Below are 15,060 nucleotides of genomic sequence, written 5' to 3'. Positions count from 1 at the left end.
TCCTCTTCTCTTTTTCACGGCCGCGATTAAACCGATTGACAATCGCCGCGAAACGGAGAATATCGCGACCATGATCAAGAGCACGCACATCGCCGCGACGTATTTTTGGCTGTTCCGATAGGAGCGGCTGTTTGATCATGTCAACAAGCCGCCATCAGGCGGCTTTGTTGTTTTAAGGGCACCTGATGGCAGAAAACCAAGGAGCCCGAAATGCACAATACCGTCATCAAGCTTGAACCCGCCGCCCTCGAACGACCGCCGATGCTGACCATTCGCGCCGCGCGCCAGGGCGATCTCCAGCAGATCCTCGACATGATCGCGCTGCACGCCGAATGCCATGGCGACACCGCAAAGATTTCCGCCGTCGATCTCGACCGCGACCTGTTCGGCACCAATCCCTGGATCACCGCGCTCGTCGCCGAAGCCGGCGGACGGCTGATCGGCTATGCGCTGCTCGTGCCGATGTACCGTGCCGCCGAGGGCATGCGCGGTATGGAGCTGCACCAGCTCTTCGTGCGCAAGGACCATCGCGGCCACGGCATCGGCCGCCATCTCGTGTCCCGCGCCCGCGAACATGCCCGCATTGCCGGCTGCGGCTACCTCACCGTCAGCGCCGCCACCGGCAATTTCGGCGCGCACCGTTTCTACGAGCAGATGAATTTCCGCGCTGGTCCCGTCACCGGCATGCGCTACGTGCAGGCGCTGGGCTAAGGCGCCACATACGAGGGGGATACCGATATGACGAAGCGACTGGCAATCGTGCTGACCGAGGGTTACGCCGACTGGGAATGCGGGCTCCTGATGGCAACCGCGCGCCACGAATGCGGCGCCGAGACTGTTATCCTCACCCCCGGCGGCAAGGACGTCACCTCGCTCGGCGGCGTCTCCATCAAGTCCGCGGGCGCGGCAGAGGATGCCGATCCCGCCGGTTTCGACGTGCTGGTGCTGTGCGGCGGCACGATCTGGCAGAGCGATGACGTGCCCGACCTCTCGGCTCCGATCGGGCGCTTCATCGCAGCCGGCAAACCGGTCGCCGGCATCTGTGACGCCACACTGCCGCTTGGCCGCCTCGGCCTGCTCGATACACGCGCCCATACCGGCAACTATGCCAGCCAGCTCAAGGACGTCGTCCCGACCTATCGCGGCGCGGCGCTTTACCGCGACCAGCCGCAGGCGGTGCGCGACAGCGGCGTCATCAGCGCTTCGGGTGCCGCACCCGTGACATTCGCGCGGGAAATCCTCGACGCCATCGGGCTCGGCTCGCCGGAGCTGTTCGAGTATCTCGGCATGTATGGCGAAGAGCACCGCAAGGGCTGATCCTCGCCTCCCGCCGAACAATCGGCTAGAGACTTTGTCACCATCAAACGTAGGGTCGAGGCGTGGCAAGAAACGCAGAATATACCGTCTTCCAAGGACGCGCAGGCGACCACAATGATCTGGCCATGCCGGGCGCCAAGGCGATCGGCGCTGAGTTGCAGCGCCGGACCGGCATTGTTCCTGTCACCATCGGCACCCCGGAACCCGCCCTGAACACCGGCTGGCGGGAGGAGTTGGATGCCGCCCTTCCCGCGCTTCGAGATGTGCAATCGCGGTTTGACGCCGTTCTGGAGGAAGGCGCCGTGTCGATCGCCGCGACGAGCCGATGCGCCGTCTCGCTGGCGACGCTTCCAGCCGTCGCCAAACATCATCCATCGGCCTGCATCGTGTGGTTCGATGCGCATGGTGACCTCAATCCACCCGAGGCAAGCCCGACCGGCTATCTCGGCGGGCTCGCTCTAGCGGGACCGCTTGGCCTTTGGGAGTCGGGGCTGGGCGCGGGCCTGCGCTTCGAGCAGATCGTCCTCGTTGGCCAGCGGGACCTCGATCCCTACGAGCTAGACCTCATCACGCAGCACGGCATCCCGCATATCAAGCCGGGCGCCGGCCTTTCGCACGCACTGAGAGCCGCGATTGCCGGTCGTCCGGTCTATGTGCATCTCGATTGCGATGTGCTGGAGCCCGGCATCGTCCCGACCGACTACAGACATGACGGCGGGCTTTCGCTGGACGACCTTCGGGCCTGCTGCGCCGTCATCGCAGAGCACGATTTTGTCGGGATCGAGATCGCGGAGTTCCAGAACGCCTGGGAAATGGACGGCCCGCCCGTCTCGCCGGCGGCGCTGCTCGATGCCCTTGAGCCGGTTCTGGAAAAAGCCGGCGACTGATCACCGCCAAGAATAAACGCTCCGCCCCCCTGAGGAGGCGGAGGCTGCAATAGTCGCAAAGATGCTCAGCCGCGCCGCGCCGCCTCGATCACGGCAACATCGATCTTCTTCATCGTCATCATCGCGTCGAAGGCGCGTTTGGCCTCGGCACCACCGGCCTTCATGGCGTCCATGAGGACGCGCGGGGTGATCTGCCAGGAGATGCCCCACTTGTCCTTGCACCAGCCGCATTCGCTTTCCTGGCCACCATTGCCGACGATCGCGTCCCAGTAGCGGTCCGTCTCCGCTTGATCTTCGGTGGAAATCTGGAAGGAGAAGGCCTCGTTGTGCTTGAAGGTCGGGCCGCCGTTCAGGCCGATGCAGGACACGCCGGCGACCGTGAAGTCCACGACGAGTACTTCGCCCTGCTTGCCATCGGGATAATCGCCGGGCGCCCGCACGACGGCGCCGACCGCGCTGTCCGGAAAGGTTTTCGCATAAAAGCGGGCAGCTTCCTCGGCGTCCTTGTCGAACCACAGGCAGATCGTGTTCTTGGCCATTTCAGCATCCTCTCGTTCTGGTTTCCAGGTCGTCGGCGACGATCCCATGGCTTGAAGACGCAGGCGCTGCCGTTGATCCGACATCCAGCCGAAAAAATTCTGCGGCCTGTCGTTCAATGCGCGGGAATGGCCTTCAGATAGGCCGCGATCGCCTCGCGGTCCTCCTTCGGCAGCTGGGCCATGTTCTTTTGCACGGAGACCATCGCACCGCCGACGCTATCGAAATCAGGCGTGAAGCCGGTTTCGAGATAGTTGACGATGTCGCCGGCGCTCCAGCTGCCGAAACCGCCTTCGGCAGGCGTGATGTTGGGGATGCGCCCCTCGCCTTCCGGGTTCGGCCCGCCGGCGAGCCACTGGTCGACCTTCAGGCCGCCCAAAACATTGCGCGGCGTGTGGCATTCGCCGCAATGGCCGGGGCCTTCGACGAGATACTGGCCGTGTTTGACGACCTCGTCGGCAGTGGCGAGCGTCACGCGCGGCGCGTCGTTGAGATAGAGGAACTTCCAGCCGCCGAGCGACAGGCGGATGTTGAAGGGAAACGGCAGGTCGTGTTCGGGTGCGACATTCGCGCTCTTCGGCAGGGTCTTCAGGTAGCCGTAGAGGTCGCCGACATCCTTCGCCGTCATGCGCGCATAGGAGGCATAGGGGAAGGACGGGTAGAGGTGCTCGCCGTTTTTGCCCGTGCCGCGCTTCATGGCGTCGCCGAATTCGGCGAGCGTCCAGGCGCCGATGCCGGCGGTCTCGTCGGGGGAAATGTTGGGGGCGTAGAAGGTGCCGAAGGGGCTCTTCAGCGCAAGGCCGCCGGTCAGCACGGTTTTCTGGTCGTCGCTCGCGCCCGGTGCGGCATGACAGCTGGAACAACCGCCGGCATGGAAGATGCGCTCGCCATTCGCCAGATCCGGTTCGCCAGCAGCAAGCCAAGTTTCGGCCGGAAGGCGCTCAGGCTTGGTGATAAACAGGAATGCGCCGGCGCCGATCGCGCCCAGCACGACGATGCCGCCGATGAGTTTCTTGAGAGCCATGCGCCGTTTCCTCTCGCTGATCCGAAATCCGCCTCCAGCCGCGCCGTAACGGAAAGGCACCGCCCCGGCGGCCGGCGCCGGGACAGTGTGCGTTTTGGTGAGGGATGGTCCGGTCTACCGCTTATTTCTTGACGCGGTAGACCTCATGACAGCCGCCGCAATTTTTGCCGATCGTGCCGAGCGCGGCCGCCACGCCCGCCTGGTCGGCCGGCAGGCTTGCCAGCACCGCATCGGCATCCGTGCCGAGCTTGGCGGCATGGGCCTTGAAGTCGTCCATCTGCTCCCAGATCTTAGGGCTTGCTTCCGTCTCGTGGCCCGTTTCGGAGCCGGCCGGGAACTGTTCCGGGAAAGCCTTGGCGACTTCACTCATCGTGGTCAGCGATGCCTTGACGATCTCGGCGTCATAGGGCTTTTCGCCTTTGGCGATGCCGGCGAGCGCGCCCATGGCGCCGCCGACCTTCTTCATCATTTCCTGGCGGACGACCTGGGGTTCATCCGCCGCCACGACGGCGCCGGCGCCGATGACGGCAAGCGCGGCCGCGGCCGCCAAGGTTTTGAACTTCATCGATTGCTCCCGATTATGGCAGGCGGTTGCCTCCGCGCGCCGATTTGACGATGCACCGGCATGATTGCATTTTAGGAACCCGATGAAAGTAAAATCTTTTTGACGGCCGAAATCTTGGCGGATCAGACGCTGGCCCAGCCCCGCCACAGGGTGACGACGGCGATGACGACCAGGAGCACGCCGGCAGCGCGGCCGATGAAGCGCGTGATCGCCGGGTTGCCGGTCAGCGCATCGCGGCTGCGGGCCGCCGCCAGCGCCAGCCCGCCATAAACGGCAAGCTGCGTCACCCAGATCACCAGGAGCATGATCGTCGCCTGGCGCCAGACGGGGCCGAATTCCGGGCGCAGGAACTGCGGGAAGACGGCGAGCATGAAGAGATAGGCCTTCGGGTTCATCAGGCTCGTCAGCGCGCCCTGACGGAAGCGGGTGACGAGACCGCGCCGGTCGATGCCGTCGACGGCATCGATGACAATGGAGCTTCGAAACAACTGCCAGCCGATCCAGGCGACATAGAGTGCGCCGGCGACCAGCAGGACATTGAAGAGCTGCGGCGCGAAATGCAGGAGCACGCCAACGCCGAGTGCTGCATAGAGCGTGTGCACCAGCCCGCCGGCCATGATGCCGAAGGTTGCCGAAAGCCCGGCCTTGCGCCCGCCCGACAGCGAACTTGCCATGACGAAGACCATGTCCATGCCCGGCACGATGATGATGCCCGACACGAGCAGGAAGAAGAGCCAGAGGTTTTCGCTGTAGGTCATGTCAGTTGTCCATTGCCGATCTCTGCGCGGCGGCCCTATGCTGCCTTTTGTTTCAAGCGCTTGAGGGCGTGCTATAAAGGAGGCCAACTGACAGGGATGTGTCAGTTGTGATGGGGAAACCGATGCGCAAGGCCTCGCGACTGTTCGAGATCATCCAGATTCTGCGGCTCGCCCGCAACCCGATAACGGCCGCCGAGATCGCCGCGCGGCTGGAGGTGACGGTGCGCTCGATCTATCGCGACATCGCGGCCCTGCAGGCGATGCGCGTGCCCGTCGAGGGCGAGCGCGGCATCGGCTATATCCTGCGCCCCGGCTTCGACCTGCCGCCGCTGATGTTTTCCATCGAGGAAACGGAGGCGATCGTCCTCGCGCTGGCGCTTCTCGACCGCACCGGCGACACCGAACTGAAAGCCGCCGCCGGCCGCGTCGCGGAAAAAATCGCCGGTGCCGTGCCGCCGCCGCTGCGCCAGACGCTCTCGGCCCGCGCGCTGCATGCCTGGGGCAGCGTGCCCCGCCAGCCCGAAGGCATCGACCTCGCCACGGTGCGCCGCGCCATCCGCGACGAGGAGAAACTGCTGATCGACTACCGCGACGAATATGCCCGCGCCACCGAACGCACCATCCGCCCGATCGCGCTCATCTATTATTCGGAGACGGCGAACATCGTCGCCTGGTGCGAATTGCGCCAGGCCATCCGCAACTTCCGCGCCGACCGGGTGGAGGCCTGCGAGAGGACGGAGGCGCATTTTCGCGGCGAAGGGGATGGGCTAAGGCAATTGTGGATTGCCGGGTGGGCGTAGAACCAGCGTTAGGCGACCGCCCGCAAATCGAAATCGGCGTGGATGACATCGAAGGGCACTTCGACCTTCCCCTCCTCCGTTCGATCGACAATGCCCCAATCCGCCAGAGCGACGATATCCTCGTGCACCCGCTTCACGTCCCGGCCGAGCGAACGGGCAAGCGCCCGAATGCTGCTTGGGCCGATTTTTTGCAGGTGCTCGATCAACTCCCAGCGTTTCGGGCTGATCACCGAGAAGAGTTGTGCAGGCGAACTGAAGGTGAAGGTCGCGACCGGATCGGAGGGTTTTCCCGTGCACGCGGCCTCGGCTGCACGGGCCAGGCTCTCGGCCAGTGCGTCTTCGGCGTCATTGCGGATCTGGATGCGTGCGCGTTTCATTCAGGGCCTCCTTTTTGCAATTTCGGCTCGAAAATCATCGAGCAGCACCGCGACGGTCGTGAACGCATAGGGGAACTCGCGCCCGTCGAGATGGCAATGATCGCCCTTGCCGCTCATTGTCGAAGCCGACGATACGCCGGCCATCCCGCCCGTAAAACAGGCGGTATTTGTAGCGATTCACGCTTCCCGCAATGGGCTCGGGAACCTGCCACAGCACGATCTCGACAATCGAGCCATCCGGCAGGACCGTCTTCGAACGCTCGAGAAGCACCGCATCCATGTTGGCATTTATGCCATCAATGGGGAGAAATGTCGGCAAACAAAAACCCCGGCCGTTTCCGACCGGGGTTTGCGAAATGCCACTGCGCGCGAAAATTACTTCGTGGCGGCTTCGTAGCGCTCCAGGACGTAGTCCCAGTTGATCAGGCTGTCGACGAAGGCTTCGAGGTACTTCGGGCGGGCGTTGCGGTAGTCGATGTAATAGGAGTGTTCCCAGACGTCGACGCCGAGGATCGGTTCCGCACCATGAACCAGCGGGTTTTCGCCGTTCGGGGTCTTCGAGATGGCGAGCTTGCCGTCCTTGACGGAGAGCCAGGCCCAGCCCGAGCCGAACTGCGTGGTGCCGGCGGCGATGAAATCGGCCTTGAACTTGTCGTAGCCGCCGAGGTCGCTGTCGATGGCCTTCTGGAGGGCGCCCGGCAGGCTCTTGCCGCCGCCGTCCTTCTTCAGCCACTTCCAGAAATGGAGGTGGTTGTAGTGCTGGCCGGCATTGTTGAAGAGGCCCTGGTTGGTGCCGTAGGACTTCTTGACGATCTCTTCGAGCGAGAGGTCGGCAAGACCGGCTTCTTCCGCCAGCTTGTTGCCGTTGTCGACATAGGCCTTGTGGTGCTTGTCGTGGTGATATTCGAGCGTTTCGCGCGACATGAAGGGCGCGAGTGCATCGTAATCATAGGGAAGCGGCGGAAGTTCGAAAGCCATCTGGTGTCTCCTCATTGTTTAGGCGCAGGTCCCGGATGCAACAGCGTTGCGCTTTTGCTGGACCTGCTCCGGCGACGGAATTTTTGGAAGGAAATCCGTGACCGGAACATAGGAGCGGCAACCGGAAGAGGCAACCGCCAGCATTCCAATTTTTCCGGCGGTTGGACAAAATCCTTGCCGTTTTGCATGAGAGATCAAGGACGAAGCGGAACGAATTGCGATTTGAAACATTTTGTCCCTCCCCGCCAACCCGGAGCTTTTCATGCGCGCCATCCCCCTTGCCGTCCTCGCCCTCTCGCTTGCCGCCCCGCTGGCGCACGCCTCCTCCTCCCATGCCTGGGAAGAATTCCGCGCCGACGTGGAGAAGAGCTGCCTTGCGAGCCTGCCCGAGGCACTGGGAACGCCGACTGTCTTCGTCGAGCCGACGGGCACCCAGTCCTTCGGCATCGCTGCCGTGGAAGGGCTTTCGCCGGAGGCCAAGAGCCAGATCACCTATATCTGTATCTACGACAAGCAGAAGAAGACGGTGGAGATCTCCCCGCCGATCGCCGCCGAGTTCCTGCATGTGGTGCGCGAAAGCGAACGCGCGGCGGCAGCGGAAAAGAAGGCCGCGACCGGCGACAACAAGACCGAGGATGCGGCGGGGCAGGAATAAGAGCTTCCCTTGACAGCCTTCACAGAGCAACCGTCTTTGCCCGAGGTCCTTCCGGGCACCCGACATTTGCTGCTTTTCACCTGCCCTTGCCCTCTGCTCCGTCATCCTCGGGCTTGACCCGAGGATCCATGCCACAAGCGAGGCGGTGCGGATGGGTGGATCCTCGGGTCAAGCCCGAGGATGACGATGGAGAGGGCGTACCCGGAGATGAAGGCCTGCACCGAGCGAGGACATTCACCACCATGCAAAAAGCCGGCCTTTCGGCCGGCTCCGTCATTCGCAATCCGTCACCCCGCCGCTCACGCATCCCCGTTGGAATGCGCCCAGTCGAAATAGAGGTCGCGGGCCTTGGCGGTGATGGGGCCGGGCTGGAGATCGCGGCCGTCGAGACGCGTCACCGGAACCACCTTGGAATAGTTGCCCGAGGTGAAAATCTCGTCTGCAGCCTCGAAATCGGCAACGTTCAAGGTCGTCTCGACCACTTCGAAGCCCGCCTCCCGGAGCAGGCCGATGACGCGGGTGCGCGTGATGCCGGCGAGGAAGGTGCGGTTGGCGGCAGGCGTGAAGACGACACCGTCGCGCACCATGAAAATGTTGGACGACGCGGTTTCGGCGACATTGCCGAGCATGTCGCGCACCAGCGCATTGTCGAAGCCGCGGCTGCGGGCTTCCACCAGCATGCGGGCATTGTTGGGATAGAGGCAGCCGGCCTTGGCATCCGTCGGCATGCATTCCACGGTCGGGCGGCGGAAGGGCGAGAGGGTGAGCGACGAGGCGGCCTTCGGATCGCCCATCGAGGCCTCGAAGAGGCAGAGCGCAAAGCGGGTTGAGTCCGGATCGGGCGCCACGACGCTGACCGGCGAGCCGTGTTCGGCCCAGTACATCGGCTTGATATAGATCGCCGTCTTACCGTCGAATTTCTTGACGCCTTCCCAGGCGAGCGCCTCGATCTCCTCGGCCGCCACGGTCGCCTTCATGCCTAGCGCCTGCGCCGAGCGGTTGACGCGCTGGCAGTGCAGATCGAGGTCGGGCGCGATGCCGTCGAACCAGCGGCCGCCGTCGAACACGGTCGATCCGAGCCACATGGCATGCGAGGTGGGACCGATCAGCGGCGGGTTGCCCGAAATCCATTCGCCGTCCACGAAGGTCCAGGTCGTCGAGCGTGGTGATGTATCGACTGGCATTGTTTTCCTCCTTTTCGCCCATCAAACGCCCGGCCGGCAGGGCCGGTCAAGCTGCAATTGCCTTCCGACAGCGCACGCCGCTTGTCCATTCAAGATGTTGAATGGGTGTATCAGGTCTTATCATGGGTGGCGCGATTGAGGCCGGTCGGGGTGCGTGCGATAGAGAAGGCAAAGGGAGAACAGCCATGCGCGCGATGTATTATGAGGCCTTCGAGACCACCCCGGAAATCCGCACCCTGCCCGACCCGACGCCGGCCGAAGACGGCGTGGTTATCAAGGTGGAGGCGACAGGGCTTTGCCGCAGCGACTGGCACGGCTGGATGGGCCACGACGCCGATATCAAGCTGCCGCATGTGCCGGGCCATGAACTGGCCGGCAAGGTGGTGGCCGTTGGTAAAGGCGTGCGCCGCTTCCGCGAGGGCCAGCGCGTGACGGTGCCCTTCGTGTCGGGCTGCGGCGATTGCGGCGAGTGCCGCTCGGGTAACCAGCAGGTCTGTGAGGAACAATTCCAGCCGGGCTTCACCCATTGGGGCTCGTTTGCCGAATATGTCGCGATCGATTACGCCGAGCACAATCTCGTGCACCTGCCCGAAGCCGTGGACTATGCCACCGCCGCCAGCCTCGGCTGCCGCTTCGCCACCTCTTTCCGCGCAGTGGTCGATCAGGCGCGCGTGACGGGCGGCGAATGGGTGGCGGTGCATGGCTGCGGCGGTGTGGGTCTCTCCGCCATCATGATCGCGGCAGCGCTCGGCGCCAATCCCATCGCCATCGATATTTCCGCCGAAAAACTGGACTTCGCCCGCAAGATGGGCGCGGTCGCCACCATCAACGCCCGCGAGGTCGCCGACGTCGCCGAGGCCGTGCGGGACCTCACCGGCGGCGGCGCGCACGCCTCCGTCGATGCGCTCGGTTCACCCGTAACCTGCTTCAACTCCATCAAGAACCTGCGCCGCCGCGGCCGGCACGTGCAGGTCGGCCTGATGCTCGCCGACCATGCGACGCCGCAGATCCCCATGGCGCAGGTCATCGGCCACGAACTGGAAATCTACGGCAGCCACGGCATGCAGGCCTGGCGCTACGACGCGATGCTGGCGATGATCGAAAGCGGGAAACTCACACCGCAAAAGCTGATCGGGCGGCATATCAGCCTGGAAGAGGCCGTGCCGGCGCTGATGGCGATGGACAAGGCGACGGATCTGGGGATCAGCGTGATTACAAGGCTCTGATCGGGCGGAATGCAACCAGTGCGATTTAGGAGCTTTCAGGTTTCCGAACACGATACGGTGTTCGTTAAAATGGAGAGTGGCATATGCTTAGATCGGCCGCGTTAGCAGCGCTTAGCTTGGCTTTCGCTCCAGTCGCGATGAGCGCTCCACGGGCGATTAACTGCACTGGCGATTGGAGCAAGACCATTGAGTCCCTCGAGCCACGACCTGAGGGACCGGCAACTCTGTCGGCGATCCATTGCCTACCCCTACCCCAAAGCGGCTACCCGGTTTCACTTTCGCCCGACGGAAGCAAGATATTCAGCTTTCACAGTATTGAGGGACTATGGATCGGTGGCCTCAAGCAGACCGATGCAAGCCACACTTTTCCAGGGCGGGTACTTTCATCCGTCTTCAGGAACAAGACGATGCCCTTTGAATGGCTTGCTGACTCGTCCGAGGTCATAGGTGTCAAGCAGAATAGCAATAGAGGGGGTTTTGCGCTTGGGCCACTGCAACCCTATTTGTTCACGAATGACGGCAGGCAAACGCGTTTACCGGCTCTCTCGCATCCGAACGGGCCGCTGGACGAGATCTTTTGGATCGGCAGCGCCGGCCTGGCATTCGCAGCGTTCGGGACCAAGGGCGCATACTACAAGCCCGAACATGAAGACCCACGCCCGACGATATCTCTCGTTGACGCGAGCGTGGGCCAGGTTTTGGAAGGCGTTGAAACCGCAGCGATATCAGGTCTACCCAGCTACAAAAACTTAACCGGGGTATCTTCTCGTGTCGACAAGAGCGGGAGGGCGCGTGTTTTGACTGCCTGGCTACCAGATACTTGGATGCTCTGGGATCAAGGTGACAGCCCGCGAATTCTGCCTATCCACAACAAGACAGCTAAGGCGAGTTACACGCTTTCCATGGACGGCACTAAGGTGCTGATCATGGGAAATCTGAGCGCAACTGGATGGATATGTGAATTTCATAATCCCTGCCCCTCGCCGACGCCGCGGTCAGGCATGATCGCGGAGTTGAGAGACGTAAGTTCGGGTCGGTTGGTTTGGTCTATAACGGGAACTGCCAACCAGTTCTCGAACAGCGACCTCCCCGCGATCAGCCCCGATGATCAATATGCCTTGATAACGATGCCCGGTGACCATGAAGATATCGGCCTTGTGTCGATGACTGATGGCTCTGTTCTTCAACGATTTCGGATGCCAGGTTGGGGCAGCTTGACGCTTGGCTTTTCCTCGGATGGTAAGCGGGCTTGGATCACCGGCGGAGCGACGATGGCCATTTTTAATATCAACCCACAAAAATGAAATTGTTGTGGGCATGCTTTTGGTCGTGCACCAGAGGGCGTTAGCCAAAGGGTTTCGCGTGGGGCATCGCATAGATTAAGGGCAGCTTTGGGCCGAACGCCGCCATCACTTGCCAGTTACCGAGCGCTCGTAGAAATGCGGCGCCCAAAGGCCGCGAGGCATACGCCATCGAGCGCGCCTTTGATGTATACCGCCAACGCTGTCGAGAACCGCATTCCCCAACTCCACAATTGACATTCCCCCGCCGATACCACCCAATCCCCCATAAATACTGGAGGAATCGCGTTCTATGTCTCATGCCGCCTATGTGTTCGATGCCTATGGCACGCTGTTCGATGTGCATGCGGCGGTGCGGCGGCATGCCGGGGATGTGGGGCCGAACTATCAGGCTTTTTCGGAGATGTGGCGCGCCAAGCAGCTGGAATATTCCTGGACGCGGGCCTTGATGGGCGCCTATGCCGATTTCTGGCAGCTGACCGAACAGGCGCTCGACTATACGTTCAAGCGCGTCGGCGGGGTCGATCCGGCGCTTCGGCAGAAGCTGCTCGATGCCTATTGGAAGCTCGACTGCTACCCGGAGGTGCCTGCGGTCCTCAAGGCGCTAAAGAGCCGCGGGGCGCATATCGCCATCCTGTCGAACGGCTCGCCTTCCATGCTGGCCTCGGCGGTGAAGAATGCCGCGCTCGACACCGTCATCGACGATATCTTCTCCGTCGATACGCTGAAGACCTACAAGACCGCACCCAGCGTCTATGATCTCGTGACGACGCATTACCGGCTCTATCCCAATGTCGTCTCCTTCCAGTCCTCCAACCGCTGGGATATCGCAGGCGCCACGAAATTCGGCTTCCGCACCGTCTGGATCAACCGCGCCAACATGCCGGACGAATATTTCGATCTCGGCCCCTCGCTGATCCTGCCCTCGCTCGAAAGCCTCTGACATGGCCTGGTCCGCCGCCCAATATCTGAAATTCGAGGACGAGCGCACCCGCCCGGCCCGCGACCTGCTCGTCCGGGTGCCGGCCGATCTCGTTGCCGGCACTGTGTATGATCTCGGCTGCGGGCCGGGCAATTCGACGGAACTGCTGGTGAACCGGTTTCCCGGCCGTGGCGTCAAGGGTGTCGACAATGCCAGCGATATGCTGAAAGCCGCCCGCCAGCGCCTGCCGGGTGTCGATTTCGTCGAATGCGACCTGGCACGATGGCGCCCGCCGGAGCCCGCCGCACTGCTCTATGCCAATGCCGTCTTCCAGTGGCTGCCGGATCACATCACGCTGCTGGCCAGCCTGATGGACGGCCTGCGCGCCGGTGGCGTGCTTGCCGTGCAGATGCCGGACAACCTTTTCGAACCCTCGCATCTCCTGATGGAGGAAAGCGCGCTGGCCGGGCCCTGGAAAAACGCCTTCGAGACGGGCACACCGCGCCGCAAGCCGCTGCCAGCGCCGGCCGCCTATATGGATGCGCTCGGTCCGAAGGCCGCGCGGGTCGATGTCTGGCATACGGCCTACAATCATCCGATGACGGATGCGGCCGCGATCGTCGAATGGGTGAAGGGCACGGGGCTGAGGCCCTATCTCGACCGGATTCCGGCCGAGCAGGGCCACGGCTTTCTCGCCGACTACCAGAGCCGGATCGCCAAGGCCTATGCGCCGATGGCGGACGGTCGGCGGCTGTTGCGCTTCCCGCGGCTGTTCATCGTGGCGGTGAAGAGCTGAAGCACGAAGGCGGGGAATAACACCCCCGCCCCGACTGTTCGGTTCAAAACGTGCGAAGCCGCGGCGCTTAGCGCCGCAGGCTGCCGAGGATGCCGCGCACCAGCGCGCGGCCGAGCGAGGACGCCACGGTTCGGGCGACCGATTTCATCGCGGCTTCCGCCACCGTCTCGCGCTGATAGCCGGCGCGGGGTTTGGCCTGTTTGGGGGCAGACGGTGCCGCTGGCTCGTCGTCGCCAAAGCCGGGCAAGGTCCAGCGGCTGCCGCCGGAGGGTTGCTCGGCAGGCTGTTCGGCCTGTTCCTGCGCGGCGGCGGAATCGGCCGCCTTCTTGGCGCGCGCCATGAGGATTTCGTAGGCGGATTCGCGGTCGAAATCCTCGTCATAGAGGCCGGCGACCGGGCTGACACCCATGATCTCCTTGCGCTCGGCCTCCGTGATCGGCCCGAGCCGGGAGGCCGGCGGGCGGATCAGCGTGCGCTCCACCATGGAGGGCGCGCCCTTGCCTTCCAGCGTCGAGACCAGCGCCTCGCCGGTGCCGAGATTGGTGATGACGGTGGCGCAGTCGAATTCCGGGTTGGGACGGAACGTGTCGGCCGCCGTCTTCACCGCCTTCTGCTCGCGCGGCGTATAGGCGCGCAGCGCATGCTGCACGCGGTTGCCGAGCTGGGCGAGCACCGTTTCCGGCACGTCGAGCGGGTTCTGCGTGACGAAATAGACGCCCACGCCCTTGGAGCGGATGAGGCGCACGACCTGTTCGATGCGTTCGAGCAGCACTTTCGGCGCGTCGTTGAAGAGCAGATGCGCCTCGTCGAAGAAGAAGACCAGCTTCGGCTTCTCCGGATCGCCGACTTCCGGCAGCACTTCGAACAGCTCGGAGAGCATCCAGAGCAGGAAGGTGCCGTAGAGGCGCGGGTTCATCATCAGCTTGTCGGCGGCGAGCACCGAGATCGCGCCGCGGCCGTCATTGGTGGTGCGCATGATGTCGGAGATTTTCAGCGCCGGTTCGCCGAAGAAATGTTCGGCGCCCTGCTGCTCGAGGATCAGCAGTTCACGCTGGATCGAGCCGACGGAGGCCTTGGAGATGAAGCCGAACTGGTTGGACAGCGTCGTGGCGTTCTCGCCCATATAGTTGAGCAGCGCCTGGAAATCCTTGAGATCGAGCAGCGGCAGGCCGCCCTGGTCGGCAATCTTGAAGGCGATGTTGATGACGCCTTCCTGCGCATCCGTCGCGTTCATCAGGCGCGAGAGCAGCAGCGGCCCCATCTCGGACATGGTGGTGCGGACGCGGTGGCCCTTTTCGCCGTAGAGATCCCAGAAGATGACGGGGAATTCCTGGAAGTCGTAGGGGGTCAGCCCGATCTGATCGGCGCGCTTCTGGAGAAAGTCCTTCGGCTCGCCCATGGCGCCGATGCCCGAAAGGTCGCCCTTCACGTCGGCGCAGAAGACAGGCACGCCGGCATTGGAAAAACCCTCGGCGAGGATTTGCAGCGTCACCGTCTTGCCTGTGCCGGTCGCGCCTGTCACGAGGCCATGGCGGTTGCCGAATTTCAGGTCGAGATATTCAGGCTTGTTGTTGGTGTCGTCAGGCTTGCGGCTGGTGCCGATATAAAGCTTGCCGTCCTGAAGAATGGAATCCGTCACGCTGAAAACTCCCTGACTGCCGGTTTCCCGTCAGAAGCGGACTGCCGCGTCGCAACGGTTTTCATTGAATCGTCTCAGGCAAGTTATAAGGATA

18 protein-coding genes and 1 pseudogene are annotated in these 15,060 nt (G+C 63.0%); 9 read left to right on the top strand and 10 right to left on the bottom strand.

All coding sequences use genetic code 11. The features are described from left to right. Window positions 1-210 precede the first annotated feature (210 nt). The 3 genes from AC27VQ_RS20160 to AC27VQ_RS20150 all read left to right on the top strand — a co-directional run bounded on the left by AC27VQ_RS20160 (window position 211) and on the right by AC27VQ_RS20150 (window position 2,204). Complete coding sequence (locus tag AC27VQ_RS20160; RefSeq protein WP_298100015.1) at window positions 211-711, top strand: GNAT family N-acetyltransferase; 501 nt, start codon at window positions 211-213, stop codon at window positions 709-711. 27 nt (window positions 712-738) lie between these two features. Beyond that, window positions 739-1,317, top strand: a complete 579-nt coding sequence (locus AC27VQ_RS20155) for a DJ-1/PfpI family protein (RefSeq protein WP_488717691.1) — start codon at window positions 739-741, stop codon at window positions 1,315-1,317. Window positions 1,318-1,379: 62 nt separating this feature from the next. Continuing rightward, a complete protein-coding gene (locus AC27VQ_RS20150) occupies window positions 1,380-2,204 on the top strand; it encodes an arginase family protein (protein WP_488717690.1) in 825 nt (274 codons plus the stop codon). A 65-nt stretch (window positions 2,205-2,269) separates the two neighbouring features. Here AC27VQ_RS20150 and AC27VQ_RS20145 read toward each other — a convergent pair whose 3' ends face one another. From AC27VQ_RS20145 to AC27VQ_RS20130, 4 genes are all read right to left on the bottom strand, one after another. Next, complete coding sequence (locus tag AC27VQ_RS20145; protein WP_488717689.1) at window positions 2,270-2,743, bottom strand: VOC family protein; 474 nt, start codon at window positions 2,741-2,743, stop codon at window positions 2,270-2,272. A gap of 113 nt (window positions 2,744-2,856) precedes the next feature. Then, a complete protein-coding gene (locus AC27VQ_RS20140) occupies window positions 2,857-3,765 on the bottom strand; it encodes a c-type cytochrome (protein WP_488717688.1) in 909 nt (302 codons plus the stop codon). Between the two features lie 121 nt (window positions 3,766-3,886). Then, a complete protein-coding gene (locus tag AC27VQ_RS20135) occupies window positions 3,887-4,330 on the bottom strand; it encodes a c-type cytochrome (protein ID WP_421592619.1) in 444 nt (147 codons plus the stop codon). Window positions 4,331-4,452: 122 nt separating this feature from the next. After that, window positions 4,453-5,088, bottom strand: a complete 636-nt coding sequence (locus AC27VQ_RS20130; RefSeq protein ID WP_488717687.1) for a LysE family translocator — start codon at window positions 5,086-5,088, stop codon at window positions 4,453-4,455. A 122-nt stretch (window positions 5,089-5,210) separates the two neighbouring features. Here AC27VQ_RS20130 and AC27VQ_RS20125 point away from each other — a divergent pair, with 122 nt between their 5' ends. Then, a complete protein-coding gene (locus tag AC27VQ_RS20125) occupies window positions 5,211-5,888 on the top strand; it encodes a helix-turn-helix transcriptional regulator (RefSeq protein WP_488717686.1) in 678 nt (225 codons plus the stop codon). An 8-nt stretch (window positions 5,889-5,896) separates the two neighbouring features. Here AC27VQ_RS20125 and AC27VQ_RS20120 read toward each other — a convergent pair whose 3' ends face one another. The 4 genes and pseudogenes from AC27VQ_RS20120 to AC27VQ_RS20105 all read right to left on the bottom strand — a co-directional run bounded on the left by AC27VQ_RS20120 (window position 5,897) and on the right by AC27VQ_RS20105 (window position 7,474). Beyond that, window positions 5,897-6,265, bottom strand: coding sequence for an HVO_A0114 family putative DNA-binding protein (locus AC27VQ_RS20120; RefSeq protein WP_488717685.1), 369 nt, complete (start codon window positions 6,263-6,265; stop codon window positions 5,897-5,899). A gap of 151 nt (window positions 6,266-6,416) precedes the next feature. After that, window positions 6,417-6,545: pseudogene (locus AC27VQ_RS20115) on the bottom strand (toxin-antitoxin system TumE family protein); the annotation flags it as partial. A 95-nt stretch (window positions 6,546-6,640) separates the two neighbouring features. Further along, the gene (locus tag AC27VQ_RS20110) at window positions 6,641-7,243 is read right to left on the bottom strand and encodes a superoxide dismutase (protein WP_488717684.1); all 603 of its coding nucleotides are present in this window, start codon (window positions 7,241-7,243) and stop codon (window positions 6,641-6,643) included. Between the two features lie 18 nt (window positions 7,244-7,261). Beyond that, window positions 7,262-7,474, bottom strand: a complete 213-nt coding sequence (locus tag AC27VQ_RS20105; protein WP_488717683.1) for a hypothetical protein — start codon at window positions 7,472-7,474, stop codon at window positions 7,262-7,264. Window positions 7,475-7,505: 31 nt separating this feature from the next. Here AC27VQ_RS20105 and AC27VQ_RS20100 point away from each other — a divergent pair, with 31 nt between their 5' ends. Further along, window positions 7,506-7,898 (top strand): hypothetical protein, encoded by a 393-nt coding sequence (locus AC27VQ_RS20100; RefSeq protein ID WP_488717682.1) that lies wholly within the window; start codon window positions 7,506-7,508, stop codon window positions 7,896-7,898. A gap of 299 nt (window positions 7,899-8,197) precedes the next feature. On the opposite strand, the gene AC27VQ_RS20095 is transcribed toward AC27VQ_RS20100, so the two are convergent. Next, window positions 8,198-9,082, bottom strand: coding sequence for a branched-chain amino acid aminotransferase (locus AC27VQ_RS20095; protein WP_488717681.1), 885 nt, complete (start codon window positions 9,080-9,082; stop codon window positions 8,198-8,200). A gap of 185 nt (window positions 9,083-9,267) precedes the next feature. Here AC27VQ_RS20095 and AC27VQ_RS20090 point away from each other — a divergent pair, with 185 nt between their 5' ends. The 4 genes from AC27VQ_RS20090 to tam all read left to right on the top strand — a co-directional run bounded on the left by AC27VQ_RS20090 (window position 9,268) and on the right by tam (window position 13,327). After that, window positions 9,268-10,308: a zinc-dependent alcohol dehydrogenase family protein gene (locus AC27VQ_RS20090; RefSeq protein ID WP_488717680.1), complete on the top strand. Its 1,041-nt coding sequence runs from the start codon at window positions 9,268-9,270 to the stop codon at window positions 10,306-10,308. An 83-nt stretch (window positions 10,309-10,391) separates the two neighbouring features. Beyond that, window positions 10,392-11,612 carry a hypothetical protein gene (locus AC27VQ_RS20085; protein WP_488717679.1) on the top strand — a complete coding sequence of 407 codons (1,221 nt, stop codon included), beginning with the start codon at window positions 10,392-10,394 and terminating at the stop codon, window positions 11,610-11,612. Between the two features lie 289 nt (window positions 11,613-11,901). Next, on the top strand, window positions 11,902-12,552 hold the full coding sequence (locus tag AC27VQ_RS20080; RefSeq protein WP_488717678.1) for a haloacid dehalogenase type II: 651 nt from the start codon (window positions 11,902-11,904) through the stop codon (window positions 12,550-12,552). 1 nt (window position 12,553) lies between these two features. Further along, window positions 12,554-13,327, top strand: coding sequence for a trans-aconitate 2-methyltransferase (tam, locus tag AC27VQ_RS20075; RefSeq protein WP_488717677.1), 774 nt, complete (start codon window positions 12,554-12,556; stop codon window positions 13,325-13,327). A 67-nt stretch (window positions 13,328-13,394) separates the two neighbouring features. Here tam and AC27VQ_RS20070 read toward each other — a convergent pair whose 3' ends face one another. Beyond that, on the bottom strand, window positions 13,395-14,954 hold the full coding sequence (locus tag AC27VQ_RS20070; RefSeq protein WP_488717759.1) for a helicase HerA-like C-terminal domain-containing protein: 1,560 nt from the start codon (window positions 14,952-14,954) through the stop codon (window positions 13,395-13,397). Window positions 14,955-15,060 lie beyond the last annotated feature (106 nt).

The sequence above is a fragment of the Shinella sp. 20P9.1.1 genome (assembly GCF_057798995.1).
Note: the sequence above shows the minus strand (reverse complement) of the source record. Positions and strands in the feature narration are given on the sequence as shown.